This is a genomic window from Paenibacillus sp. 05T425, from assembly GCF_056396205.1.
In genome coordinates this window covers 669,433-693,455 of record NZ_JBFTLA010000002.1, presented here as the reverse complement: position 1 = coordinate 693,455, position 24,023 = coordinate 669,433, and the positions used below count along the sequence as shown (strand labels likewise).

The 24,023-nt window shown below is 52.1% G+C and carries 17 protein-coding genes; 2 read left to right on the top strand and 15 right to left on the bottom strand.

The genetic code is table 11. The annotated features are described in order from the left end of the window. The first annotated feature begins 183 nt into the window (after positions 1-183). The gene (locus AC1DF0_RS06840; RefSeq protein ID WP_442052489.1) at positions 184-3,999 is read left to right on the top strand and encodes a collagen binding domain-containing protein; all 3,816 of its coding nucleotides are present in this window, start codon (positions 184-186) and stop codon (positions 3,997-3,999) included. Between the two features lie 52 nt (positions 4,000-4,051). Here the strand turns inward: AC1DF0_RS06840 and AC1DF0_RS06835 are convergent, their stop codons facing one another. The 5 genes from AC1DF0_RS06835 to ftsE all read right to left on the bottom strand — a co-directional run bounded on the left by AC1DF0_RS06835 (position 4,052) and on the right by ftsE (position 9,919). Continuing rightward, entirely contained in the window at positions 4,052-5,356 is a 1,305-nt protein-coding gene (locus AC1DF0_RS06835) for a PDZ domain-containing protein (RefSeq protein WP_442052488.1), read from the bottom strand. A gap of 95 nt (positions 5,357-5,451) precedes the next feature. Further along, entirely contained in the window at positions 5,452-6,906 is a 1,455-nt protein-coding gene (locus tag AC1DF0_RS06830) for a S41 family peptidase (RefSeq protein WP_442052487.1), read from the bottom strand. A 195-nt stretch (positions 6,907-7,101) separates the two neighbouring features. Beyond that, positions 7,102-8,313, bottom strand: a complete 1,212-nt coding sequence (locus AC1DF0_RS06825) for a murein hydrolase activator EnvC family protein (protein ID WP_477573459.1) — start codon at positions 8,311-8,313, stop codon at positions 7,102-7,104. A 12-nt stretch (positions 8,314-8,325) separates the two neighbouring features. Beyond that, entirely contained in the window at positions 8,326-9,243 is a 918-nt protein-coding gene (gene ftsX / locus AC1DF0_RS06820) for a permease-like cell division protein FtsX (protein ID WP_442052485.1), read from the bottom strand. After that, a complete protein-coding gene (ftsE, locus tag AC1DF0_RS06815; protein WP_307208650.1) occupies positions 9,233-9,919 on the bottom strand; it encodes a cell division ATP-binding protein FtsE in 687 nt (228 codons plus the stop codon). The genes ftsX and ftsE overlap by 11 nt, the downstream gene beginning before the upstream one ends. A 248-nt stretch (positions 9,920-10,167) precedes the next feature. Here ftsE and AC1DF0_RS06810 point away from each other — a divergent pair, with 248 nt between their 5' ends. Continuing rightward, entirely contained in the window at positions 10,168-11,598 is a 1,431-nt protein-coding gene (locus AC1DF0_RS06810; RefSeq protein ID WP_477573458.1) for a VanW family protein, read from the top strand. A gap of 92 nt (positions 11,599-11,690) precedes the next feature. Here the strand turns inward: AC1DF0_RS06810 and AC1DF0_RS06805 are convergent, their stop codons facing one another. The 10 genes from AC1DF0_RS06805 to prfB form a co-directional block, all read right to left on the bottom strand. Then, a complete protein-coding gene (locus AC1DF0_RS06805) occupies positions 11,691-13,163 on the bottom strand; it encodes a WG repeat-containing protein (RefSeq protein WP_477573457.1) in 1,473 nt (490 codons plus the stop codon). 150 nt (positions 13,164-13,313) lie between these two features. After that, positions 13,314-14,729, bottom strand: coding sequence for an argininosuccinate lyase (gene argH, locus AC1DF0_RS06800; RefSeq protein ID WP_337104011.1), 1,416 nt, complete (start codon positions 14,727-14,729; stop codon positions 13,314-13,316). A 125-nt stretch (positions 14,730-14,854) separates the two neighbouring features. Then, the gene (locus AC1DF0_RS06795) at positions 14,855-16,084 is read right to left on the bottom strand and encodes an argininosuccinate synthase (protein ID WP_442052482.1); all 1,230 of its coding nucleotides are present in this window, start codon (positions 16,082-16,084) and stop codon (positions 14,855-14,857) included. Positions 16,085-16,119: 35 nt separating this feature from the next. Then, the gene (gene argF / locus AC1DF0_RS06790; RefSeq protein WP_475822555.1) at positions 16,120-17,079 is read right to left on the bottom strand and encodes an ornithine carbamoyltransferase; all 960 of its coding nucleotides are present in this window, start codon (positions 17,077-17,079) and stop codon (positions 16,120-16,122) included. Between the two features lie 69 nt (positions 17,080-17,148). Next, a complete protein-coding gene (locus AC1DF0_RS06785) occupies positions 17,149-18,348 on the bottom strand; it encodes an acetylornithine transaminase (RefSeq protein WP_477573456.1) in 1,200 nt (399 codons plus the stop codon). 5 nt (positions 18,349-18,353) lie between these two features. Beyond that, positions 18,354-19,157, bottom strand: coding sequence for an acetylglutamate kinase (gene argB, locus AC1DF0_RS06780; protein ID WP_477573477.1), 804 nt, complete (start codon positions 19,155-19,157; stop codon positions 18,354-18,356). 31 nt (positions 19,158-19,188) lie between these two features. Further along, the gene (gene argJ / locus AC1DF0_RS06775; protein WP_477573455.1) at positions 19,189-20,427 is read right to left on the bottom strand and encodes a bifunctional ornithine acetyltransferase/N-acetylglutamate synthase; all 1,239 of its coding nucleotides are present in this window, start codon (positions 20,425-20,427) and stop codon (positions 19,189-19,191) included. Positions 20,428-20,524: 97 nt separating this feature from the next. Beyond that, positions 20,525-21,574, bottom strand: coding sequence for an N-acetyl-gamma-glutamyl-phosphate reductase (argC, locus tag AC1DF0_RS06770; protein ID WP_477573454.1), 1,050 nt, complete (start codon positions 21,572-21,574; stop codon positions 20,525-20,527). A 254-nt stretch (positions 21,575-21,828) separates the two neighbouring features. Further along, positions 21,829-22,716 carry a YitT family protein gene (locus AC1DF0_RS06765; RefSeq protein ID WP_477573453.1) on the bottom strand — a complete coding sequence of 296 codons (888 nt, stop codon included), beginning with the start codon at positions 22,714-22,716 and terminating at the stop codon, positions 21,829-21,831. 169 nt (positions 22,717-22,885) lie between these two features. After that, positions 22,886-23,993 (bottom strand): peptide chain release factor 2 gene (prfB, locus tag AC1DF0_RS06760; RefSeq protein WP_477573452.1). Its coding sequence is split into 2 segments (ribosomal slippage): positions 22,886-23,920 and positions 23,922-23,993, totalling 1,107 coding nucleotides; the frame shifts between segments, so codons are not numbered across the junction. Positions 23,994-24,023 lie beyond the last annotated feature (30 nt).

Below are 24,023 nucleotides of genomic sequence, written 5' to 3'. Positions count from 1 at the left end.
AATTTGAAGGTAAAATAAGCCAGTATAAATAAATAGACCGCAACACCTTGATTATATGCCCACAATTCGATGGTCCGTGCATTATTTCATACAGGCATTCTATTGAAAAAGGAGGTTAAAACTAGCTTTTATCTAGAGCCCAAATAAAAATTTTACTTTTAGCTTAACGGGAGGTTAATAACCATGAAGAAAAAAGTCGCAGCGATGCTCGTCGCCTTTTTCATTATTTTCCAATATACGAATGTCGGAGGCATAACGAAGCAAGCAAACGCCTTAGCTATTGCAGATAACATCATTACGAGTATTAAGTTATCAGACGTCGCGTCTCAGGACGTGATMGCAGAAATCGACGAAGCCGTATCCGATGCAAGCGAGGACATCCAGGTTGAGCTCGGACAGAGGCTTAACATTGAATATACGTATAAACTGGATGCTTCAAAAGGATTCCAAGACGGCGACACTTATGAGTTTCAGCTTCCGCCTGAACTAGTGATGTACACGCCGCTTAGCGCTAAACCCCTGGATGACGGCGATGGTGGAACTGTAGGTACATTCGACGCGGATTTGACCGGTAAGGTCACAATGACATTTAACGAAAATATCGTTGGCAGTGACGTAGAAGGCTCGCTTAGTTTCTGGACCTTCTTCTCCAAAGCAAGCGTCAATAACAAAACGGAAGTCCCGGTAGATTTCGGCATCGGCGATGCGGTCATTATTCATATTAAACCGAATGTAAGCAAATCAACGACCAAGGACGGTTCAACCGACAAGGCGATCAATGCTCAAAATATTTCGTGGAGCATCGATGTCAACAAAGCGCTCAAAAAAGTCGCGAATGCGAAAATCAGCGACGTCATTCCTTCGGGTCTCACGTTCACGAACGACGGCACACTGAAGCTGGAGAAGTTGGATATCGATACGGACGGCAATGCATTCAATCCGGTCCTCGTTGATCCGGCGGCTTATGATGTAACGCTGCCCGTGGCTCCGGACAACGAATTAGTTATCGAGCTGGGAGACATCGCTTCCGCTTATCGACTTACTTATTCGACATCCATCGACAGCACGCATATTCTTACGGAAAGCTTTACGAACACTGTAAACTTTACGGGCGATAACGTCAGTCCAACTTCTGCTACGAAGAAGGTAGACAATAAGCGCGGTGAGCTTTTGAAAAAATCATCGACAGGATATAGCGAAACAACTCAACTCATCGATTGGCAGATCAAGTACAATTTCGGCGAAAACGCGATAGATTCCGCGTCGATTACCGACCTGTTCAACGATAAGCATCAGCTCGTTGCCGGCTCGATCAAGGTCTTCGAGGTACCTGACCCGAATACAGGCATTGCCGGCAGTCTAGTGTCTCCTGCTGATTACAGCGTAGACGATTCTCCTGCTATCGCCGGTAAGAACGGCTTCATCCTAACATTCAACAATGCAATCAACTCTGCATATATCATCGAGTATCAAACGGAACCCTCGGCCAACGTCTACGAGGACGCTTCGATCAAAAACGATGTAACGGCAGATGGCGGATCATCGACCAGCACGCAAGGCATCAAACAAACCTTTTTCTCGAAGAGCAATTCCGGTTTCAATTACGCGACAAGAACGATCGATTGGACAATCCGCATTAACGGCAACGGCTATGAGCTGTACGATCTGCGGTTCGACGACACCTTCGGAGTCGACGGACAGCAGCTAATCGCAGTCAGCTTGAAGATTGACGGAGCAGCAGCCGCTAGCAGCACTTATACCGTAAATTATAAACCAGACAATTCGGCAATCGATACGGTTCAAGGCTTCTCCGTCGATTTCGGGGATGGAGACCAGCCGCATACGATCACTTACACGACAAAGTACGATTATACGGACGGCTCGTATGCCACGAACAAGACAAGCTATAACAACATAGGCAGCCTGAAGTGGAAAGAGGAAGATACAGGCTCTGATCTCAGCAAGACAGCTCCATCCAATCCTAGCCCAAATCAAGAAACGATCGACAACGGCTTCAAGAACGGGCGCTACTACGCTGATACGAAAGAGATCGCATGGGAGCTTGGCATCAACTACAACAGTAAAACGCTGCCAAATGCCGTCATTACGGACAAGCTCTCGTCTGAGCAAAAATACGTGGCCAATTCGATTGAGGTTCGCCATATGGCCGTAGCTGCTAACGGAACGACTACCAACGGCGCGATCGTTGATCCGGCTGACTACGCGCTCACCGTTGAGGACGAAGCAGATGGGCAGAAGCTCGTTATCGAGTTCGGCGATATTACGAGCCCTTATTTCATTTCGTTCCGCACCGAACTTGAGGACGAATTCATCGAGAACGAATCCATCATCAACAACGCGATATTGACGGCTGACGGCTATGATCCGAAGACGCTGTCCGAAACCGTAGAAATCCCGAAAGCAGGAGAATACGTAGCGAAGAGCGGCGATCAGAACGACAGCGATCCGAACGTGATCGATTGGACCGTCTACATTAACCGCGGCCAATCTACGGTTGAGAACGCGAGCATCATCGACACGCCAAGCAGCAAGCAGATTATCGTGGACGATTCCTTCGTCCTCTACGATACGACCGTGGACGAGGATGGCAACGTTACGAAAGCCGGACCGGCTGATACCAGCCTATATGAGGTTAAGGTAGAAGCGAATCCAGATCCGGCTGCCGGCGAAGGAGACAGCCTTTTCGTTCTAACCTTTCATTCCGTCATTAAGAAACCGTACATTCTGGAATACAAAACGATCATTGACGCGGAGGACGGCGACAACTTAACGAACAGCGTCGCATTCCGCGGTAACGGCGTCGATCTTGTTACCATTGACGAGCCTTCCGAAGTCGAAGTCAAATTGTCGGGCGGCTCAGGCACAGGCAGTGCATATAAGGGCAGCTTGAAAATCACGAAGGTTGATTCGAGCGACAATACGCTTACCCTTGCAGGCGCGGCATTCGAGCTTTATCGTAATTCGAACAACCAGAAGGTCGGCGATACCGAGTACACCGGCAATGATGGCATTGCATTATTCGACAACTTGAAATACGGTCAATATACGCTGAAAGAAGTGACACCTCCTGCCGACTATTCCATCGTCAGCACAGGCGAGTACACAATTACGATCAACTCCAAGGGTGAACAGCAAATTACGATTGCGAACGCAAAGCTGACAGGTGACTTGACCGTCACGAAGGTATCGGCCTCCGACGCCGCCAAACTGCTGGCGAATGCTATATTCGATCTGTATGACAGCACGCTGACAACGAAGCTGCAACGGGTTACAACGGATGCGTCAGGGAAAGCAGTGTTCGTCAACATCCCTTACGGCGATTATATTTTGAAGGAATACAGAGCTCCTTCGGGTTATAGGATCGACGGCGATGGCGAATACCCAATCACGATTAACGAAGACAACGAAGCCATTACGGTTGAAAATGTAAAACGCGTAACCGCACCGGAACCGGATCCGGAAGTTACGCCTAGCCCAACACCTGCAACATCGCCTGAACCAACGCCGGTTGTGACGCCAGAGCCAACGCCGTCTGTTACTCCTGCGCCAAGCGTAACGCCTGCGCCAACGATTAAACCATCGCCTACTCCTCCAATCGAGAAAGAAGTGACGAAGGAAAAGAAACCGATCGAGGATAAAGTTGACGTTCCGAAGAAAGGAAATGCGAAGTCAGGCAAACTGCCGGAGAACGGCAAAGTAACCGTTACGCCGGATGGCAAGTGGGTATATACGCCGAATCCAGGTTTTATCGGCAAGGATAAATTTTCCATCATTGTAATGAATGAGAATGGCGAGGAAGAAGAGCTGTTCTTCGAAATTGATGTGGAGGAAATACCGCAAGGCGGAGGAACAGCACAAGCACCTGATGTCGACGAGCTGCCTAAGACGGGCGATTCAAGCAATCTGCCTTTCGTGGCGCTCGGAGCATCTCTTGTACTAATCGGCGCTGCGCTCCGATTGAATAGAAAAACGAATTAAGAAAAAGCGGTTGAAGGGAAGTACTCCCTTTCAACCGCTTTTTTTGTTGCTATTAGGCTTCGTGGCTTTCGCTGGCTGCCGCCGCTTCGCCGCCGCGCTTATTGGCCGTTCTCGAACGCAAAAGCTCGAGCAACGATGCCGGACCTGCAGCCGCATAATAATTGGCTTGCTCATCCGGCGCCAAGATGACGCCAAGCTGATGATGCTCGCCCGCGTAACGCGCGCGCTGCGCAAACTTGATCTCACCTTCGAAGTTCAATACTTCGAGCTTGCAGAACGCAGGATTATGCCGCAGCGCTTCATACATCTCTTCCTTGTTCTTGATCCGAATGCCGTTCACCTTATGAATTACTTCACCGGGCAGAAGCCCCATCGTTGCAGCGGGCGTACCCGGTACAATCCCCAATATGCGTAAGCCGCGCGCATCATTCACATACAGCGGCGATCTCCGCGCTTCCGATGCGGTGCTGCGCCATACAAGCGCCTCATGCAGCAGCAACGTTACAACAGCTGCTAGCGGAAGCAACATCGGCAGTTGCCAGGCTGCAAGCGCGGCCGCGGTTACGATAACGCTGTACAGCAGTAGCCCTTTAGCCGCATGCTTCGCCTTCTGCTTAGGCAGCAGCGAGCGCGTCATTTCCGTGAAGCCGATCACCATCGGCAGCGCTATGACTGACCATCCTTGCGTCCAATCGGCGCCGAAGAGCGGCGTCCATGGCAGCGCCGTCTGCGACATTCCGCCACCAGCGGCCGGGACGATCATAAGCAGCGGTACAGGCCAGAAGCCTTGCAGCATATAACCGCCAACAAGCTTGCCCCGCTTCCCTTCCACGAACAGCGGAGTGGATAGCTTGTCTCCCTGCCAGCGGACGAGTGCGGCCTCTGCTAGATGAAGAAGAGCAACGATTACCAGCAATCCTGCAGTATCAATCTCAGCAAGCGAAGCCGATAACGAACCGGCCCAGTCGGAACGTTCGGCTAGCGTTGTGAAGCCAATCCCCCACTGAAGCAACGCGATAATACCAGCACTGTAGGCGAAGCACAAGTAGCGAATGCGTATGAGCATCAATAGGACAGCTATTGCCCAAAGCCATAACACCGCTTCTCCCGTTAACGCCGTTCCAATAAAGGCGCCGACCGCCGACACGACGAGCCCTACCGCCAAGCCAGCCACCATTGCCCGCAGCACAAGAGCAGGCCAATTATGAAGCTTAACCGCAAACAGCTGTCTTTCCATCCGGATCTGTCTCGTATATTGCAAAATAATAAATAAAACCGAAATATAATAAAAAGGCTGCGCTAATAGTTGTATGGCTGCCTGTCCGAACGCTTCCAGCAAATCAATCAACGTTGCCAATCTCCACACTCCTCCGCTTACGCGCGATTTAGCAAAAAAAATAAAAGGCCGGCTCCACGATAGAGCCAACCTCTTATTCATTCGACGCCAATGAGTTATTTCCTGCCTGACACCTTGATTGCTTCATGCAGTTGAACGTCATTGTTCTCATCTTGAATCCACTTAACTACCGCTTGTTCAAGCGCTTCTGCGGTCTTCACATCAACCTTGCCTGTTGCCGGCATGCTATGCTCCGACTGGAATCGCTTGACTGCCTCGGTCGTCTCCTGACCGAAATATCCGTCCTCGCGCTTCGGCTCGTAGCCTAAGCCATGAAGCATAATTTGAACGCTGCGGACCTGCTCGCCGAGCATATCCTGTTGCAGCGTCTCGGACATACTTAGTCTTGCTACCGTATAGAGATCCGGAGGCTGTACTTCAATATCCGGCTTAATGCCTTTCTCATGGATCCAGTTGCCGTTAGGCGTCAGCCACTTCGCAATCGTCATCTTGACGAGACTGCCATCGCCAAGCGCTTTGTTGTAGCTGACTTGCACCGTACCTTTGCCAAACGACGTCTCGCCGATCAGCTTCGCGCCAGCTCCCTCTTGGAGTGCGCCGGCCAATATTTCCGATGCGCTTGCGCTGCCTTTGTTCATGAGCACGGTGATCGGGTATGTCTTGCTTTGGCCTTCCGATAACGTCTTCTCGCGTTCGCCGCTGCGGTCCTCGACTTGAACGACCGTCTGACCTTTGGCAAGGAACGACTCGGCAATGTCAACGACAACAGGGAGAATACCGCCAGGATTGTTGCGCACATCGATAACTAATCCCTTCATCCCCTGCTGCTCCAGCTTGGCGAGCTCTTCCTTGAAGCGCTCCGCCGTATGAAGCGAGAACTGCCGTATCTCAATGACTCCGACACCGTCGGTTCGCAAATTCGCATAGACGGTTTCGACGTCGATATCGTCTCGAATCAGTACGAGCTGCACCGGCTCGTTAAAGCCGCTGCGAAGCACTTGCAGCTTCGCCTTCGTACCTTTTGGACCGCGAATCTTAGCAACTGCATCCTGCAGGCTCAAACCGTCAAGCTTCTCGCCATTCACAGAAATAAGCACGTCCTTGGCTAGTAAGCCGGAACGTTCGGCTGGCGATCCTTTGATCGGCGCGACAACGACAATCTTGCCGTTCTCCATCGTCACTTCTGCACCGATTCCGGTGAACGAGCCTTCGATCGACTCGGAGAAATGCTGCGCTACGTCCTTCTCCATATAGACGGAATACGGATCCTCCAGCGAAGACATCATGCCGCTTACCGCACCATCCACCAGTTCGTGACGATCGACCTTCTCATAATACTTCGTCTCGATCAGCTCAAGCACGGCATTCAGCTTCGTTAGCTCATCTTCCTTCAAGCTGTAGCGGCTTGTACCGCCTTCCGCCGACGCAGAGGTGAGCGCAGCTTCCACCTTCGGATTAATAAGCTGGTCCGCGATCGTCAGCGTTACGAGCACAGAAGCGAACATCGTCAGCATCACGAACGCGAACACTGTGCGTCCTTTGAATTGCACCCTTCTACACCACCTTCATATTTTCCCAGTATTGCCTGTGCCGAACCTGGTCGCAGGCTTGGCTCTCTTCCTAATACCGTCCTAGTATATGACAAGCGGCTTACAATTATTTGCAAGGCATCGTTTAAAAACAAGGGCAGCCATATGGCTGCCTCTTGGTTGTCTACCTATAAGTTATCGCTAATGCCTATCGAACTATTTCAAGTAACCGCCCGGGTTGACGGCAACCTCATTCTTACGTACCTCGAAGTGAAGATGCGGTCCGGTCGAGTTGCCTGTGCTTCCGACTTCAGCGATCTTGTCGCCTTTCTTGACCGTATCGCCCTTGCTGACCAATCGGCCGCCTTTGCGAATATGACCATACAGCGTCCACAAGCCGTTGCCGTGGTCGATTACGATACACTCGCCGTAGCTGCTCCAGGTTTGCGAGATAATAACGACGCCGCCCTCCGCCGCATAAATATCCGTGCCCTGCGGCGCAGCGAAGTCGATACCTGTATGCGTATGCTTCTTGCCTGTGATTGGATGCGTCCGCGTGCCAAAGTTCGAGCTAATCCGGTAGTTGTCCTTGATCGGCATACCGAGTCTGCCGCCGCTATACGGATTGGAAATACGGTTTTTCTCGGCATTCAGCTTGGACACCTTCGATGCAAGTTGCATCAACTCTTTCTCTGCTTCTTCTCCAATATCCTCAAGCTGCTCCAGTTCCGAGTCGAGCGCTTGGAGATTGCTGTTGTAGCTGGCAATCAATTGCTCCTTCTCATGCTCCTTGGCGATGAGCGCGTTCTCGTACTTCTCCAACTTATCGTACATGGCCTTAACCTCGGCGAACTGCTTCTCGACCTCGGCTTTTTTCTGAACGACAAGCTCCTTCTCTTGCTTCTGCTCTTCGAGTATATCGTGATCCTGACTGAGGATCGACTGCAGCGCATCGAAACGATCGATGAAATCGGTGAAGCTCGTTGCGCTTAGCAAGACATCCATATACGACACGAATCCGTTCGTATACATAAGACGCATACGCGATTGCAGCAGCTCGTCGCGCTCTACGACACGTTGCTCGGCTTGCTCCAGCTGAGTGCCTGTCTGCAGCAACTCCTCCTCCTTCGCATCAACCTCTGCCTGCGTATTCATTTTGTTAACCGTTACATTGTCGATCTCCGCAAGTATATTCTGAATCGAGGCTTGCGCGTCGGACTTCTTCACTTCAATGTCCGACTTCTGAGAATTAGCATTAGCTGCCTGCTTCTGCGCTTCTGCTGCGCGTCTCTCAGCGTCCCGCATTTCCTTCTTTGCTTCCTCGATCTGTTTCTTGATCTGACTAAGCGATGCCGCTTCTCCGCTTGCCGGGTGCAACATAAATACGGTAAGCAGCGTTACTACAATAACACCAGCTATTCTCCTCATTACCATCATCACCTACACTTTCAAATACTTTCGTACCGAAATGGTGCTGCCCCAAATGCCTAACAATGTTCCTAGTCCGATCAACAGCAGCGCGACCATTCCAGCCACTTCTTTAAACGTGACGAGCTTAATCATCATTAGAGCCAAATCCGTCTCCGTAAAGCTAACAAATTGCGAGTATGCAACCCAGATGACAGCCGTAGTCAATACGGAACTGATCAATCCGATTAAGGCGCCTTCGATAAAGAACGGCCAGCGGATGAACGAGTTCGTCGCTCCTACCAGCTTCATAATGCCAATCTCACGGCGTCTGGCGATAATCGTCATCTTGATCGTGTTCGAGATGAGGAACATCGCGGTAATGCCTAGGCCGATAACGACTACGAAACCGATGTTGCGCACTACGTTCGTTATAGTGAACAGCTTCTCGACTGTGCCTTGGCCGTACTTGACCTTCGCAATCGGCAGCGACTCGTCCGCCTTGTTGATGGCTTCGATCTGCGCAACCGCCGTTTCGATCGATAGCGGATCGTAGACCTCGACGGTAAAGGAATCTGGCAGAGGGTTCTTCTCATTCTCGTAGCCCTCAATCAAATCTTCATTCTCCTTGCCAAGGCTTTCGCGCAATATATCAAGCCCTTCTGCCTTCGACACGAACTTCACTTTGCTTACTTCCGTTATGTTGCCGATCTTGTTCTGCAGCTCTGTCATCTTGGTTTGATCGACGTTCAATTGCAAGTAGACCCGAATCTGAACCTGGCTTTCTATCTGATCCGCCATTGCGTTCACGTTCAATGCAAGCAGCAGGAAAACTCCTAGTATAAACAGCGAGATGAACATGGAGCTCATCGAAGCGAACGACATCCAGCCGTTGCGGATAATGTTCTTCGCGCCTTCTCGCATATGCCGGAGAATCGTACTAAGCTTCATAGCCGTACTCTCCTCTCGCTTCATCGCGAACGATGTTGCCGTTCTCGATGGCAATGACGCGCTTGCGCATGGAGTTGACGATGTCCTTGTTATGCGTAGCCATGACGATTGTCGAACCGCGGAAGTTAATCTCTTCAAGCAGGTTCATAATGCCCAGCGACGTCTCGGGATCCAGGTTGCCTGTCGGCTCGTCCGCGACAATAACCGACGGATTGTTCACGATTGCGCGGGCAATGGCGACACGCTGCTGTTCGCCGCCTGATAGCTGTGCCGGCAAGGAGGCGTGCTTATGCTTAAGCCCGACAAGCTCCAGCACCTCCATCGTGCGTCTCTTAATGACTCTGCGGGGCGCCTCGATCGCCTCCATGGCGAAAGCGACATTTTCGAATACGGTAAGCTTCGGAAGCAATCTGAAATCCTGGAAAATAACGCCGATGTTGCGTCTCACGTATGGAATCTTGCGAGGCTTAAGCTTGCCAATGTTGAAGCCGTTCACCGATATTTGCCCTTTGGACGGCACTTCCTCACGGTAAATCAACTTCATAAAGGTCGATTTGCCTGCGCCGGAAGGCCCTACGAGGTATACAAATTCATTACGATCTATTCGAACGGAAACGCCGCGAAGCGCATGTGTGCCATCCGCATACGTCTTCCAAATGTCCTGCATTTCAATCACATTCATCACATCCTGTTAATAGTCAGCTTTATGTAATTCGACAGGTTGCCACGAAATCCTTCAAAATGGGCTTTGTTTCCTCATATTTTCACAATTCTAATAATGGAGTCCTATGTCGAATAGAGAGTTTGACGCGCTGCAATAAGGCTTTCAGCCCGCTCAAGACAAGAACGGCGCCGCTGATGCATATAGTTGGTAAACGGGTTAGTATTCATTATTTTTCAAATTCGGGAAGGGTGTTGTTCATTTTGAAGCGACTGTATCTCGGCTTGGTTATATCGTTGGTAATATTGCTTGCAGCGGCGGGGGTCGGATGGGTATTGCTGTGGAACTATGCTACACAGGATACCGTGCCCGAAGGCGTTGTCGTGGGGGGCATTCCGATTGGCGGCATGACGATTAATGAGGCGCTTGGCTTATTGGATGATTACGAGCAGTCCCTCCAAAAACGGACCATTACGATAAACGCGAATACCGAGACCGGCGACAGCAAGCAATGGGCGGTAAGCGAGTTAGGATACAAGGCGGAGTTCAAAGGCGTGAAAGAGGCGCTGCTTAAGCTGCGTGATGGACGCATATGGGACCGGGCCGAATACCGTTACCGCTTTCCGAAGTCTTATTCGCTATCGCAGAGCTGGGAGCGTGATACGTTCGATTCCGCCGTTCGCAAGCAATGGGGCTGGATCGAAAAAAACGAACCAAAAGATGCCTCCCGTACGATTACCGATAAAGACGAGGTGCTTTATGTGCCGCATGTCGACGGCTATCGAATCCAGCTTGAATCGTTATCCGAGAAAGTCAATGGGTGGGTATGGATTGATGAGCAGGAGCTGGCGAAGCCGATTGAACGAACATTCGCCGATGAGCTTCCCATTACGGCGATTCACCCGAAGGTGACGCTGGCGGCATTGAAGGAGGAAGGCATTGATCGCAAAATCGTCGAGTTCTCGACCGATTTCAAGACGAGCGCGGAAGGACGCGCCCATAATGTAACGATTACGGCGGAAATGTTGAACGACACCCATCTCGCTCCTGGCGAAGTGTTCGATTACGATAAGCTCATAACGGCAACGGAGAAGGAGCACACGTATCGGGAAGCTCCCGTCATTCTGAACGGCAAGCTTGTGCCCGGCATCGGCGGAGGCATCTGCCAAGTATCGAGCACACTGTATAATGCGATTTTGCGAGCAGGACTTGAAATCGTAGAACGGCGCAATCACTCGATTCCCGTCGCGTATCTACCTCTTGGGCAGGATGCGACATACTCCGGCGGCGCCATCAACTTCCGCTTCAAAAACACAACCGGCAAACATCTCATCATTCGGACAGAGGTAAAGGATCGCACGGTGACGATCAAGCTGTTCGGCACAATGGACGAAAGCCTTCGTTACGATGTTGAATCGGTTACTACGGACACCCTGTCACCAAAAATCGTGGAGACGGTAAACGCCTCGTTGCCTGCCGGCAAGCAAGTCGTCGTTGACAGCGGCAAACAAGGGTATGTCGTTGACACGTTMCGCATCCTCTATAAAGACGGCAAAGAAACGTCCCGCGAGAAAGTCTCGCATGATACGTATCGCGCGCAGCCGACGATCATCGAGCGCGGGCCTCAGCAGGGCGAGAACTCGCCTGCACCTACGCCGACTCCGAAAGATTCGGTCGTGGAGGACGGCATCTAGGACGAGGAAGTGCAGGCATTCACAGGATAACGAAAGTTTTTGGCATGAGAAAGCCCCGCGCAGCTGTGCTGTGCGGGGCTTTGCCGACTGTTCTATTCGGTGTAAGCGAGACTTGTATCGATGCCGATCGTGCTGGTCGAAGCATCCCATGTTACGCCGATGTTGAACACTTTAGCGATATCTCTTAGCTTAAAGTAGTTGTTGCCGCCAATGTTATAAGCTTTAAGCGGTGCTTCCACGCCGTCAACATAAATTGTGGATGCGGTAGGCGAAGCAGACTTAACGGCTTGGCTTGTTCCAGCAGCTAGCTCGCCGCCTACTGGCGTATAGGCTTTGTTCGCAAGCAGATTGACCGCGTTTTTAGCTTTGTCAAAGCTGACTTCGAAGTTTTTGTTCGTACCGTTAACCGCTAATGCCAGATCGCGGAGCTTAAAGTAATTGCTGCCGCCGATATTGTACGCTTCGAACGATACCGCCTTGCCGTTCACCATCACTTTGGATGCCGTTGGCTTCGCGGAAACGGGCGCAAGCAGAGGGCTCTTTAGAATGTAATAGGTTTGGTAATCGCCGTCGGATGCAATGGCATAACCGTTCTCGAACTCGCCGCCAAAAAAGTTGAGGACGAACTTCGTGACTTCCTTGCCGGTCGCGTCGATATAGCCTTGCACCATGTCTTCTTCGTTGATGTATCTGCCTACTAAAGCAAGCCCCTCAATATATTCGGAATATACTTCATCATATTTCGGTTTTACGACCACTTTGCCGTTTTTATCGATGAAGCCCCATAGACCGTCCTGCATGAACGCGGCCAATCCTCCATTAAACGAATACACATCTTCGTATTGCGGCTTAATGACTTCCTTGCCCGTCGTATCGATAAAGCCCCACAGATCACCCTTGAGAACCGGAGCGAGTCCATTTTGGAACGGGTAAGCCAAATCATACTTCGGCGCTACTATTTCCTTGCCAGTCGCGTCGATATAACCCCAATAGTCGCCTTCGTTATAGATCGCATAACCTTCCAAGAAATTGTAGATCGTATCATAATTCGCTTCGAAAACTTGCTTGCCTGTCGTATCGATATAGAACGGCTTGCCGTCTAATACTACAGGCGCAATGCCGCTGCCGAAGCTGGATGCCGATTCGTACTTCGCCTCAATAACGAGCTCGCCCTTTTTATTAATAAAGCCCCACTTCTCGCCCTTAGCGACTAGCATCAGACCATCTACAAATTGTTCGCCGATCGAGTCATAGCTCGGCTGAATAACGATTTTGCCTGTCTTGTCGATCATGCCCCACTTCTCGTTCAGCATGACCGGCGCCAAACCGTCGTGGAAATCCATTACCCCGTCATACTTGGCAGGAATGACCGCTTTACCGGCTGTATCAATAAACCCAAAAGTTTCAACGTCCGTGCTTTCATCGTAATCCAAGTACCAGGCCAAACCTTCGCTTAATTCGCCGACCGTTATGTATGGTAAATATCTGGCGGCATGTACGCTTGATAATGGAATCATAACCGCGATTATTGCAATACTTAACCATAAACTTAACGCCTTATTCATTCTTGAAACCTCTCTTCTGGATGATTTAAATATAAAAATAAAAAAATCTATATTATTTATCGGATAAACGAGTCGAGGTTTTTAGAAAAATAAGGATTGAAAACAAAAAAGAGAAGAGGGAGATCCCTCTTCTTCCTATAACGTCAGTGCTTAGCGGCTTCGCTCAACGTACTCCGTCACCCATGCAGCCGTCTCCGCAAGCGCGGCATCGGCGCGGCCGATCGCGTCTTGGACTTGCGTCTTCGCTGTGCCGCCGTATACATTGCGCGCATTGACGACTTGCTCCGGTTGAAGCACCGCGTAGATGCGGTCGTCGAACAATTGCGAGAACTGCTTGAATTCATCAAGCGTAAGGTCGAGCAAGTATTTGTTTTGCTCGATGCAATACAATACCGTCTTGCCGATGACCTCATGCGCTTGGCGGAATGGCAAGCCCTTGCCAACGAGGAAGTCGGCGATGTCTGTTGCGTTCGAGAAGTCTTGATTGACCGCTTGGCGCATCCGATCCTTGTTGACCTTCATCGTCGCAATCATAGGCGCGAACAATTGAAGCGCGCCTTGCAGCGTCTTCACGGTATCGAACATGCCTTCCTTGTCTTCCTGCATATCCTTGTTGTAAGCAAGCGGAAGCGACTTCAACACCGTCAGCAAGCCAACGAGATTGCCGTACACGCGCCCAGTTTTGCCGCGAACAAGCTCCGGCACGTCCGGATTTTTCTTCTGCGGCATAATGCTGCTGCCTGTGCAGAATGCGTCATCCAGTTCAACGAAATGGAACTCCGTGCTCGACCACAGGATCAGCTCTTCGCTTAAGCGCGACAAATGCATCATGATGATCGAGGCGTCCGACAGAAACTCAAGAATGAAGTCGCGGTCGCTTACCGCGTCCAGACTGTTCTCGTACACACGGTCGAACTTCAATTGACTCGCCACGAAATGGCGGTCGATCGGGAACGTCGTGCCGGCCAAAGCGCCCGCTCCTAGCGGAAGCACATTGATCCGTTTGTAGCTGTCTTGCAAGCGCTCGATGTCGCGTCCGAACATGGACACGTACGCCATCAGATGATGCGCGAACAAGATCGGCTGAGCCCGTTGCAAATGTGTGTATCCCGGAACGATTGTATCGATATTCGCCTTTGCTTGCTCGATAAGCGCGGATTGCAGCTTATGCAGCATATCGACGAATTCAACTACGCGTTTGCGAAGCCACAAATGCATATCCGTTGCAACTTGGTCGTTGCGGCTGCGTCCGGTGTGCAGCTTACCGCCTACCGTGCCAACATCGTCGATCAACGTTTTCTCGATATTCATATGAATGTCTTCGTCGCCGATGGAGAATTCAATATCGTCGCGCTTAATGCGCTGAAGAACGCGGTGCAAGCCGTCCTTGATTTTCTCCACGTCATCGGCAGGCAAGATGCCTTGCTTGCCAAGCATCGTTACATGCGCCAAGCTGCCTTGAATGTCTTCTTCGGCAAGCTCTTTGTCGAACATGATCGATGCTGTATATTCTTCTACCAATTGGTCTGTCTTCTTCGTAAACCGACCGCCCCATAGTTTGCTCACTCGCTCATACACTCCCTGCCGGAGAAACGGACGAAAAGCATGACGCAGCACCCCTCAACGCCGCTGCTGCTGTTACTGCAGCTTCGCCGAGTCCTCTGCCTCATGCTTCCGCCAAGCTTCCGGATTTATTTGTTGTTAACTGCCGAAGATACTTTCAGACGAAGCGCGTTCAGGCGGATGAAGCCTGTTGCGTCGCCTTGGTCGTATGCTTGGGACGGGTCTGCTTCCATCGTCGCGATATCCGGGTTGTACAAGCTGACCGGGCTCTTCACGCCAGCGCCGATTACGTTGCCTTTGTACAGCTTCAGTCGAACAACACCGCTCACGTTCTTCTGCGATTCTTCGACTAGCGCTTGCAGGGCAAGACGCTCAGGCGCGAACCAGAAGCCGTTGTATACGAGTTGGCTGTATTTAGCGATAAGGGAGTCGCGAAGGTGCATAACTTCGCGGTCCATCGTAAGTGATTCCATTTTGCGATGAGCCGTGAACAGGATCGTGCCGCCCGGGGTTTCGTACACGCCGCGGCTCTTCATGCCGACGAAGCGGTTCTCCACCATATCGACACGGCCGATGCCGTGCTTGCCGCCAAGCTCGTTCAGCGTCTCCATCACTTCAAGCGGGCTAAGCTCTTGGCCGTTAATAGCTGTACAGTTGCCTTGCTCGAATGTAAGCTCAACGTATTCCGCTTTGTCCGGCGCTCTCTCTGGGGATACGCTCAGCACGTACATGCTCTCGTTCTCCTCCGAGCTTGGGTCGAACCATGGATCTTCGAGCATGCCGCTCTCGAAGCTGATATGCAGCAGGTTGCGGTCTGTCGAATAAGGCTTAGCAGCCGATGCCGTAACCGGAATGCCGTGTTTCTCGGCATAAGCGATCATCTCGGCGCGTCCAGGGAACTGCTCGCGGAACGCTTCCAGACGCCAAGGCGCGATTACGCCGATCTCAGGAGCAAGCGCTGCAGCCGTCAGCTCGAAGCGGACTTGGTCATTGCCTTTGCCCGTTGCGCCATGCGCAATCGCCGTAGCGCCTTCAGCGCGTGCGATGTCAACCATGCGCTTAGCGATAAGCGGACGTGCGATCGATGTGCCGAGCAGGTATTGGCCTTCGTACAGCGTTCCCGCTTGGAACATCGGGTAAATAAAGTCCTTCGCGAATTCATCGCGCAGGTCGTCGATGTATACTTTCGATGCGCCTGTAGCAAGAGCTTTCGCTTCGAGGCCGTCCAGCTCATCCTTTTGGCCGATATCAGCCGTGAATGCGATAATTTCCGCGTCGTACGTTTCTTTCAACCATTTTAGGATAACCGATGTGTCCAGGCCGCCGGAGTAGGCAAGCACGATTTTTTCTTTTGCCATAATGAATATTTACTCCCCTTCAAATGAAATTTCTATTAAGACATAATAGCTGCCATGATGGCTTTCTGGGCGTGCAGACGATTCTCCGCTTGGTCGAAAATAACCGAATTCGCGCCGTCAATAACCCCTTCGCTCACTTCTTCGCCGCGGTGCGCAGGCAAGCAATGCATGAACAGGTAATCTTTTTTCGCATATTTGGTCAACGCTTCATTGACTTGGAAAGCGGCAAAAGCAAGCTCGCGTTCCTTCTGCTCGGCTTCTTGCCCCATGCTTGCCCATACGTCCGTGTAGATGACATCGGCATCAGCAATCGCTTCCTTCGGATCACGGCCGATCTGGATGATCGAACCTGTCTCAGCAGCCGTGCTCATCGTTTGCTTAATAATGTCCGCATCCGGCTCATAGCCTTCAGGCGTAGCGACCGACATGTTCATGCCGAGTTTGGCAGCGCCCATCAGCAGCGAATGAACCACATTGTTACCGTCACCGACGTAAGCCACTTTCAGCCCTTCGAGGCGGCCCTTGTGCTCAAGCACAGTCTGATAATCAGCAAGCGCTTGGCATGGGTGCGACAAATCTGTCAGTCCGTTAATGACCGGTACCGTTGCTCCGCGAGCAAGCTCAACCACTTTACGATGCTCGAATGTGCGGATCATGATGCCGTCGAGGTAGCGGGACAGCACTTGCGCCGTATCCCAGATCGGCTCGCCGCGTCCGATTTGCAGGTCACTGCCGCTTAGGAACAGCCCTTGGCCGCCCAATTGGTAGATGCCTACTTCGAACGAAACACGCGTACGCGTGGATGATTTCTCAAAAATCATGCCTAGTGTTTTGTTTTTCAACAGTTGATGGGCTTCGCCCGCCTTCTGCTTCTTCTTCAAATCAATAGCGAGATCGATCAAGTACCGGATTTCCTCCGGCGTGTAGTCGACCAGCATAAGGAAGTCGCGCCCTTTCAGGCTTAACGCCAACTCCTCGTTAACCGTTCCTTGCATGCGTTTGCCCTCCTTCAAGCGAAACCTATCGTTTCGCTGCGTCGTTGTTACGGTTGCTTATATATCCAATTAGTTCGGACGTTTCGTCTCTAGCAGCTCTGTCAGAATAGCTACAGCGCTGTCGATCTCCTCTGTCGTTACGAGCAGATTCGGCAGCAAGCGGATGACATTCGGCCCTGCGGAAATGACGAGCAAGCCCTTCTGCTGCGCCTCTACCAGGATTGGTGCGATCGGCTCTGCGCATTCAATGCCGACGAGCAGACCGAGTCCGCGCACATCGCGTACAAATCCATTGCCTTGCAGCTTCTCGCGCAGCTGTGCCATTAGGTATTCGCCTTGCTCGGCAGCTCGTGCCGGCAAACCGTCACCTACAATTTCCTCCAGCGTCGCTTTCACGACAGCCGTCGCAATCGGCGTACCGCCGAACGTCGAGCCGTGGCTGCCCGCCGTGAACCCTTCGCGAAGCTTCTCCTTGGCGACCATGGCGCCGACCGGGAAGCCGCTTCCGAGACCCTTGGCCAATGTGAATATATCCGGCTCAATGCCAAAATGCTCGTATGCGAACAACTTGCCCGTACGTCCGATGCCCGTCTGAATCTCATCGACAATAAGCAGAATGCCATGTTTCTCGCATAACGCCTTAGCCGCCTTGATGTAATCCTTATCGACCGGATAAATGCCGCCTTCGGCCTGCACCATCTCCAGCATAATCGCTGCAGTCGTATCCGATATAGCCGCTTCTAGCGCCGCAAGATCATTAAACGGAATCGTCTTGAAGCCTTCGGGCAGCGGCGCAAAACCTTCTTTTACTTTCGCTTGGCCGGTAGCCGTCAGCGTCGCAAGCGTCCGACCGTGGAACGACTGCTCGAACGTAATGATTTCATAACGTCCGTTCTTCTGTACGAGCTGCTGGTAACGACGCGCCAGCTTAATAGCCGCCTCGTTGGCCTCAGCACCCGAGTTGCCGAAAAACACAGCATCGCCGCTGCTATTGTCCGTAATGAGCTTCGCCGCTTCCTCCTGGTTAGGAATGCGGAACAGATTGGACACATGCCACAGCTCGTCGAGCTGCTTCACAAGCGCTTCCTTGACTCGCTTAGGCGCATGACCCAGATTCGTAACCGCAATGCCGCTCATAAAATCGAGGTAGCGGTTGCCTTGATCGTCCCACAGCCAGCTTCCTTCGCCCTTCACCAGAGCCAGCGGATACCTTGCATATGTAGGCAATAAAGATTGGCCGGCATCGACCACCGTCTTTGTCTCGCTCATCGTCATTACACCCGCCCTTCGCTTGTTTGTACGATACGTGTGCCTACGCCGCCCTCGCGGACAGCCTTCGTCAATACGCCCGGCTGCTCGCCGCTAACGATGACGACCTCGCGCACTCGTCCCTGTATGCACTGAATAGCTGCACGCACCTTCGGAATCATGCCGCCGTATATTTCTCCGCTTGCGATCATCGCTTCGATCTCTTCGACCGTCACTGTCGGCAATACCTGCTTCTCGCCGTCCACCGTCTTCAGTATGCCCGGCACGTCCGTTACGACGATCATCCGTTCAACCCCGAGATGGGAAGCAACCGCTCCTGCTGCCGTATCCGCATTGATGTTATAGCGTTGTCCAGCCGCATCGATGCCAACGGGAGCAATAACCGGAATGTAGCCCATTCCCATTACGCCCTCAATAACAGCTGCATTCACGTCCGTCACATCGCCCACAAAGCCGATCTCGCTGGCATTCGCAACAGGCTTTGCTTGAATCAGCTTGCCGTCTACGCCGGACAGCCCAAGCGCTTGTGCGCCTCGCGTCTGAATCTTGCGGACGATCTCTTTATTAATACGGCCTGCCAGCACCATCTCAACGACATCCAGCACTTCGTCGCTCGTCTTGCGCAAGCCGTTCACGAATTCAGATTCAATGCCCAGCTTCGACAGCGTCTCGGATATAGCCGGTCCGCCGCCGTGCACGATAACCGGACGTACGCCCGATTGCTGCAGCTCGCGCAGCTCGTCGAAGAAACCATCAGGAAGCGCCGCTAACGTGCTGCCTCCGCATTTCATAACAAACCGTTGCTCTATCAATGTATTATGCCCTCCAACGTTAGACTCTCTATGTCCGATATGCCGCGTTAATGCGGACATAATCATAGGTCAGATCGCAGCCCCAAGCCGTTGCTTGCCCATCCGCCATATGAAGATCGACGAGGATAACGACCGTGTCGCCCTTCAAATATTCCAAGGCAGCCGCTTCGTCGAACACGACGGGACGCGACTGCTCCAGCGTAATAATGTCGCCTAGTCGGATGTCGACCGTCTCTGGATTAACCGGCTGGCCCGCACGGCCCACAGCCGCTATAATACGGCCCCAGTTCGCGTCAGCGCCGAATACGGCAGACTTCACAAGCGACGAGCCAATGACCGTCTTGGCAATGGCTTGCGCCGCATCGTCGCTCACCGCGCCTCGCACTTGAACCTCAACGAGCTTCGTCGCGCCTTCACCGTCGCGCGCGATCGCCTTAGCAAGCACTTCGCATACATAGCGAACAGCAGCAGCGTATGCTGCCCAGCTCTCATGCTGCGGTGTCAGCTCGTTATTGTCGGCAAGTCCGCTTGCCATCGCTACGAGCATGTCATTCGTGCTTGTGTCTCCATCAACCGTAATCATATTGAACGTAAGGTCAGTCGCCTGACGCAGCAACTGCTGAAGCGCCTCGCTGCCGATTGCCGCATCCGTCGTAACGAAGCCAAGCATCGTCGCCATGTTCGGATGAATCATGCCAGATCCTTTTGCCGCTCCCGCAACGCTAACTCGCTTACCGTCAATCTCGAGCTCTACGCACACCATCTTCTGCACAAGATCAGTCGTTAAGATCGCTTGGCAGAAATGATCCGCTCCTGTACGGTCTCCGGCAAGCTTGCCTGGCAGCCCATCGATACCGGCTCTTACTTTGTCCATCTTGAGCAGTTCGCCGATAACGCCGGTTGAAGCTACGGCCACATGATCGGCCGACACGCCGATCGCCTCGGCAAAACGGGCGCGCATCTCATAAGCATCCGCTTCGCCTTGCTTACCTGTGCACGCGTTCGCGTTGCCGCTGTTCACGAGCACGGCGCGAAGTGTGCCGCCAGAGCCGATGCTCTCGCGCGTCACTTGCAGCGGAGCTGCTTGAAATACATTCGTTGTATATACGCCAGCTGCCGCTGCGGGCACCTCGCAGACGATCGCGCCAAGATCATGGCGCGTCGATTTTTTCAGTCCGCAATGCAATCCGCCTGCCGTGAAACCGATAGGCGTCGTTATCGAGCCGTCTTCGACGACCGAGAACAGTGAATGATTACCCTGTCCCATAATAAGATCGTTTCTCCTTCATCTGATCGAATATTATAAAGTAACAAGCGTATGAGTCCGTTGTCAGCTCTCTTATTATTGCATGCAAAAAATAACCTTACGGATAAACAGGAACGAATTGCAAACCGAGCGTCTCGTCCCAGCCCATCATTATATTCATATTTTGGATCGCTTGACCGGCAGCGCCCTTGACCAAGTTATCAATGACCGATACAATCGTAATCCGGCCCGTGCGTTTATCGACTGCGAAGCTAATATCGCAATAGTTGGAGCCCCATACTTCCTTCGTCGACGGCAGCTCTCCCTCTGGACGAATGCGCACGAAGCGGCGTCCTTCATAATACTGTTGGTACAGCTCGATGAAGTCGCTTGCGCTTCTCTCACCTTGCACCGTCGCATACATCGTGGACATAATGCCGCGCGTCATTGGCACTAAATGAGTAGAAAACGTCGTCACGACAGGTTTGCCCGCCGCATCCGAAAGCACCATCTCGATTTCCGGAATATGCTGATGCTTGTTCAGCTTGTAAGCTTTGAAGTTTTCATTAATTTCGGCATAATGATTGCCAAGCGATAGACCGCGGCCCGCACCGGAGACGCCGGACTTCGCATCGATAATAATCGTTGTCGGGTCGATCCAGCCTGCTTTAACGGCAGGAACTAGCCCAAGCAGCGTCGCAGTCGGGTAACAGCCCGGATTAGAGATAAATGCCGCATCGCGAACATTGTCGCCATATACTTCCGCAAGACCGAATACGGCTTGCTCCAAGTAACGCGCGTCTGCCGCAGGCTTCTTGTACCACTCTTCATACAGCTCAGGCGATTTCAACCGATAGTCGCCAGACAGGTCGATAACTTTAAGCCCGACCTCCAGCAGCTGCGGAGCAAGCTTCGAAGCTACGCCAGCAGGCGTGGCCAAGAACACGACATCCGCTTTCGCTTTAATCGTCTCAGGCGTCACATCGTCGAGCAATTCTTCATGAATGCCCGTCAGGTGCGGAAAGCCTTGCGAGATAGGCGTTCCAGCGCTGGAGGACGAAGTGACCGATGTCACTTCCGCGCGCGGATGAGAGGCCAACAACCGAATCAATTCAACCCCGCCGTAGCCGGTTGAGCCTACAATTGCTACTTTCAACTTCGTTTCCATTATCTACATCTCCTCGTTACCGGCCGCTATCTCGTGGCAACCTGCGCCAAAGCTTCGTACAGCCGCTCTATCTATTATTGAATCCCTATTCTTTCTTGTATTTATGAACGGAAGGTTGTCCTCTTCCACAACTTTTAATTGTACATCATTCCACAGTTGATGAAAATACATGCAGCGTTTCGTATTATTATACATTTTGATTAATAAAAATACAATGAACATTTGATGCCATCAAACTCACCTTTATCGCGCTGTTAGCCGTCTAGCTTGAAGCCCTGGCCAAGCACCTCGGCCGTGTTGCTTATGATAACGAAAGCGTTCGGATCAATGGCCCGCACGAGTTGCTTCAGCTTCGGCACTTCATTCTGCGACACGACAACCATTAGCACCGTTCGACCGGCGCCGGTATAACCGCCATGGCCGTCCAGCCGCGTAAGCCCGCGGTCCAAATCATGCAAGATCGCGTCCGCGACTTGCTCCGACTGATCGCTAATCACGAAAGCTACCTTAGAGAGTTGGAGACCCGTCTGAACAAAATCGATCGTCTTGCTCGTGACAAACAAACCAATAAGCGCGTAGAGCGCTATCTCCGGCGAAATGATGAGCCCCGCCGCCGCAATCACGCAGCCGTCGAAGCATACGACCGCAAGGCTAAGCGGAAGCCCCGTGTACTTATGCAAAATTTGAGCCGCCAAGTCGACGCCGCCCGTCGAACCGCCACCGCGAAACACGAGGCCGAGGCCTAATCCGACGCCGATGCCGCCGTAGATGGCCGCCAGCAGCGGATTATGCGTAGGCGTATGTATGCCATCCGTAAGCAGGACGAACAACGGAAGCAGCACCGAGCCGAGCGCTGTCTTCAAGGCGAATTTCCTGCCAAGCAGCCATAACCCGGCAAAGAACAACGGAATATTAATCGCCCATTGCGTAATCGCCGGCGTAATATCAGCCAACCTCTGCACCAAGATCGACAATCCTGAAACGCCTCCGGAGGCAATGCCGTTAGGCACCATGAACATATTGAAGCTTACGGCTACGATCGCCGAGCCGACTAGCAGTTGTGCGATCTGCCAGACCAACATTGATCTCGGACTAAGCTGCTCCCTGCTTTTTCTTCGTTTAACCCTACTTTCTTCCGCCATGATGTCATCTCCTTTATTCGGCAAACGGTATGTAAGGTTCGTTTCGTGTTTTTTTCTATGTAAGCGGCAAGCGGCAAAAAGAAGAGTTCCACACCTTATCAGTGTTGGAACTCTTCTCCTATCCTATGCAATTAAGCTCGCTTGCAGCTTCTGGCTCAAGAGCCATCCGCTATTCGTGGCGAATCTGATTGCGCAAGTATCCATCGATAAAAGCGTCCAATTCGCCGTCCATCACCGCTCCGATGTTACCTGTCTCCACACCCGTCCGATGATCTTTGACCATGCTGTACGGATGGAATACGTATGAGCGAATTTGGCTGCCCCATGCAATATCCGATTGCTCGCCGCGAATCTCGGCTAAATGCTTCATCTGCTCCTCGATCTTACGCTCGTAGAGCTTGGAACGAAGCATCTTCATCGCACGGTCACGGTTCGCTATCTGCGAACGTTCTTGCTGACAAGCTACGATGATTCCCGATGGAATATGCGTGATCCGAATCGCCGACTCCGTCTTGTTGACGTGCTGGCCGCCCGCGCCGCTGGCACGGTACGTGTCGACCTTCAGATCCTCAGAACGAATCTCGATCTCGATATCGTCATCGATTTCCGGCATTACATCGCAGGATGCGAATGAGGTATGCCGTCTGCCGGCCGAATCGAACGGCGAGATACGTACGAGACGGTGGACACCCTTCTCCGCTTTCATATAGCCGTAAGCATTGTGGCCTTTGACAAGAATCGTTACACTCTTAATTCCGGCTTCATCCCCAGGCAAATAATCAAGCAGCTCGACCTTGAAGCCCCGCTTCTCCGCCCATCGCGTATACATCCGGTACAGCATCATTCCCCAGTCCTGCGACTCGGTGCCGCCAGCGCCCGGATGCAGCTCGACGATTGCATTTAAACGGTCATACGGCTGATTAAGCAGCAACTGCAGCTCGAAGTCGCTCAGCTTGCTATTCAGCGCCTTGACGCCGCTAACGAGATCGGCTTTCAGCGATTCATCGCTCTCTTCCTCTGCAAGCTCCAGCATCATCTGCAGATCTTCTTGATCGGCATTCATGCGGTCATATTCCTCGACCACCGACTTCACCGCGTTTAGTTCAGATATGATGCCTTGCGCTCGGTCATTGTCATCCCAAAAATCCGGCGACGACATCTTCTCCTCGAAGTTCGCGATCATCTCTTGCTTAAGATCTAAGTCAAAGAGACCCCCTAAGTTCTTGGAGTCGTTTCGCCATTTCACGCAGATCTTGTTTCACCGTTATGTCTAACATAGCGTCTGCTTCACCTCATAATATGGTTGT

Coding starts and splice junctions, on each gene's coding strand:
- ftsX (WP_442052485.1), bottom strand. CDS start 9,243: ATGAAGCTTAGTACGATTCTCCGGCATATGCGAGAAGGCGCGAAGAAC.
- AC1DF0_RS06795 (WP_442052482.1), bottom strand. CDS start 16,084: ATGGCAAAAGAAAAAATCGTGCTTGCCTACTCCGGCGGCCTGGACACA.
- AC1DF0_RS06785 (WP_477573456.1), bottom strand. CDS start 18,348: ATGAGCGAGACAAAGACGGTGGTCGATGCCGGCCAATCTTTATTGCCT.
- AC1DF0_RS06825 (WP_477573459.1), bottom strand. CDS start 8,313: ATGAGGAGAATAGCTGGTGTTATTGTAGTAACGCTGCTTACCGTATTT.
- argC (WP_477573454.1), bottom strand. CDS start 21,574: ATGGAAACGAAGTTGAAAGTAGCAATTGTAGGCTCAACCGGCTACGGC.
- argF (WP_475822555.1), bottom strand. CDS start 17,079: ATGCAAGGAACGGTTAACGAGGAGTTGGCGTTAAGCCTGAAAGGGCGC.
- AC1DF0_RS06765 (WP_477573453.1), bottom strand. CDS start 22,716: ATGGCGGAAGAAAGTAGGGTTAAACGAAGAAAAAGCAGGGAGCAGCTT.
- argJ (WP_477573455.1), bottom strand. CDS start 20,427: ATGGGACAGGGTAATCATTCACTGTTCTCGGTCGTCGAAGACGGCTCG.
- AC1DF0_RS06805 (WP_477573457.1), bottom strand. CDS start 13,163: ATGAATAAGGCGTTAAGTTTATGGTTAAGTATTGCAATAATCGCGGTT.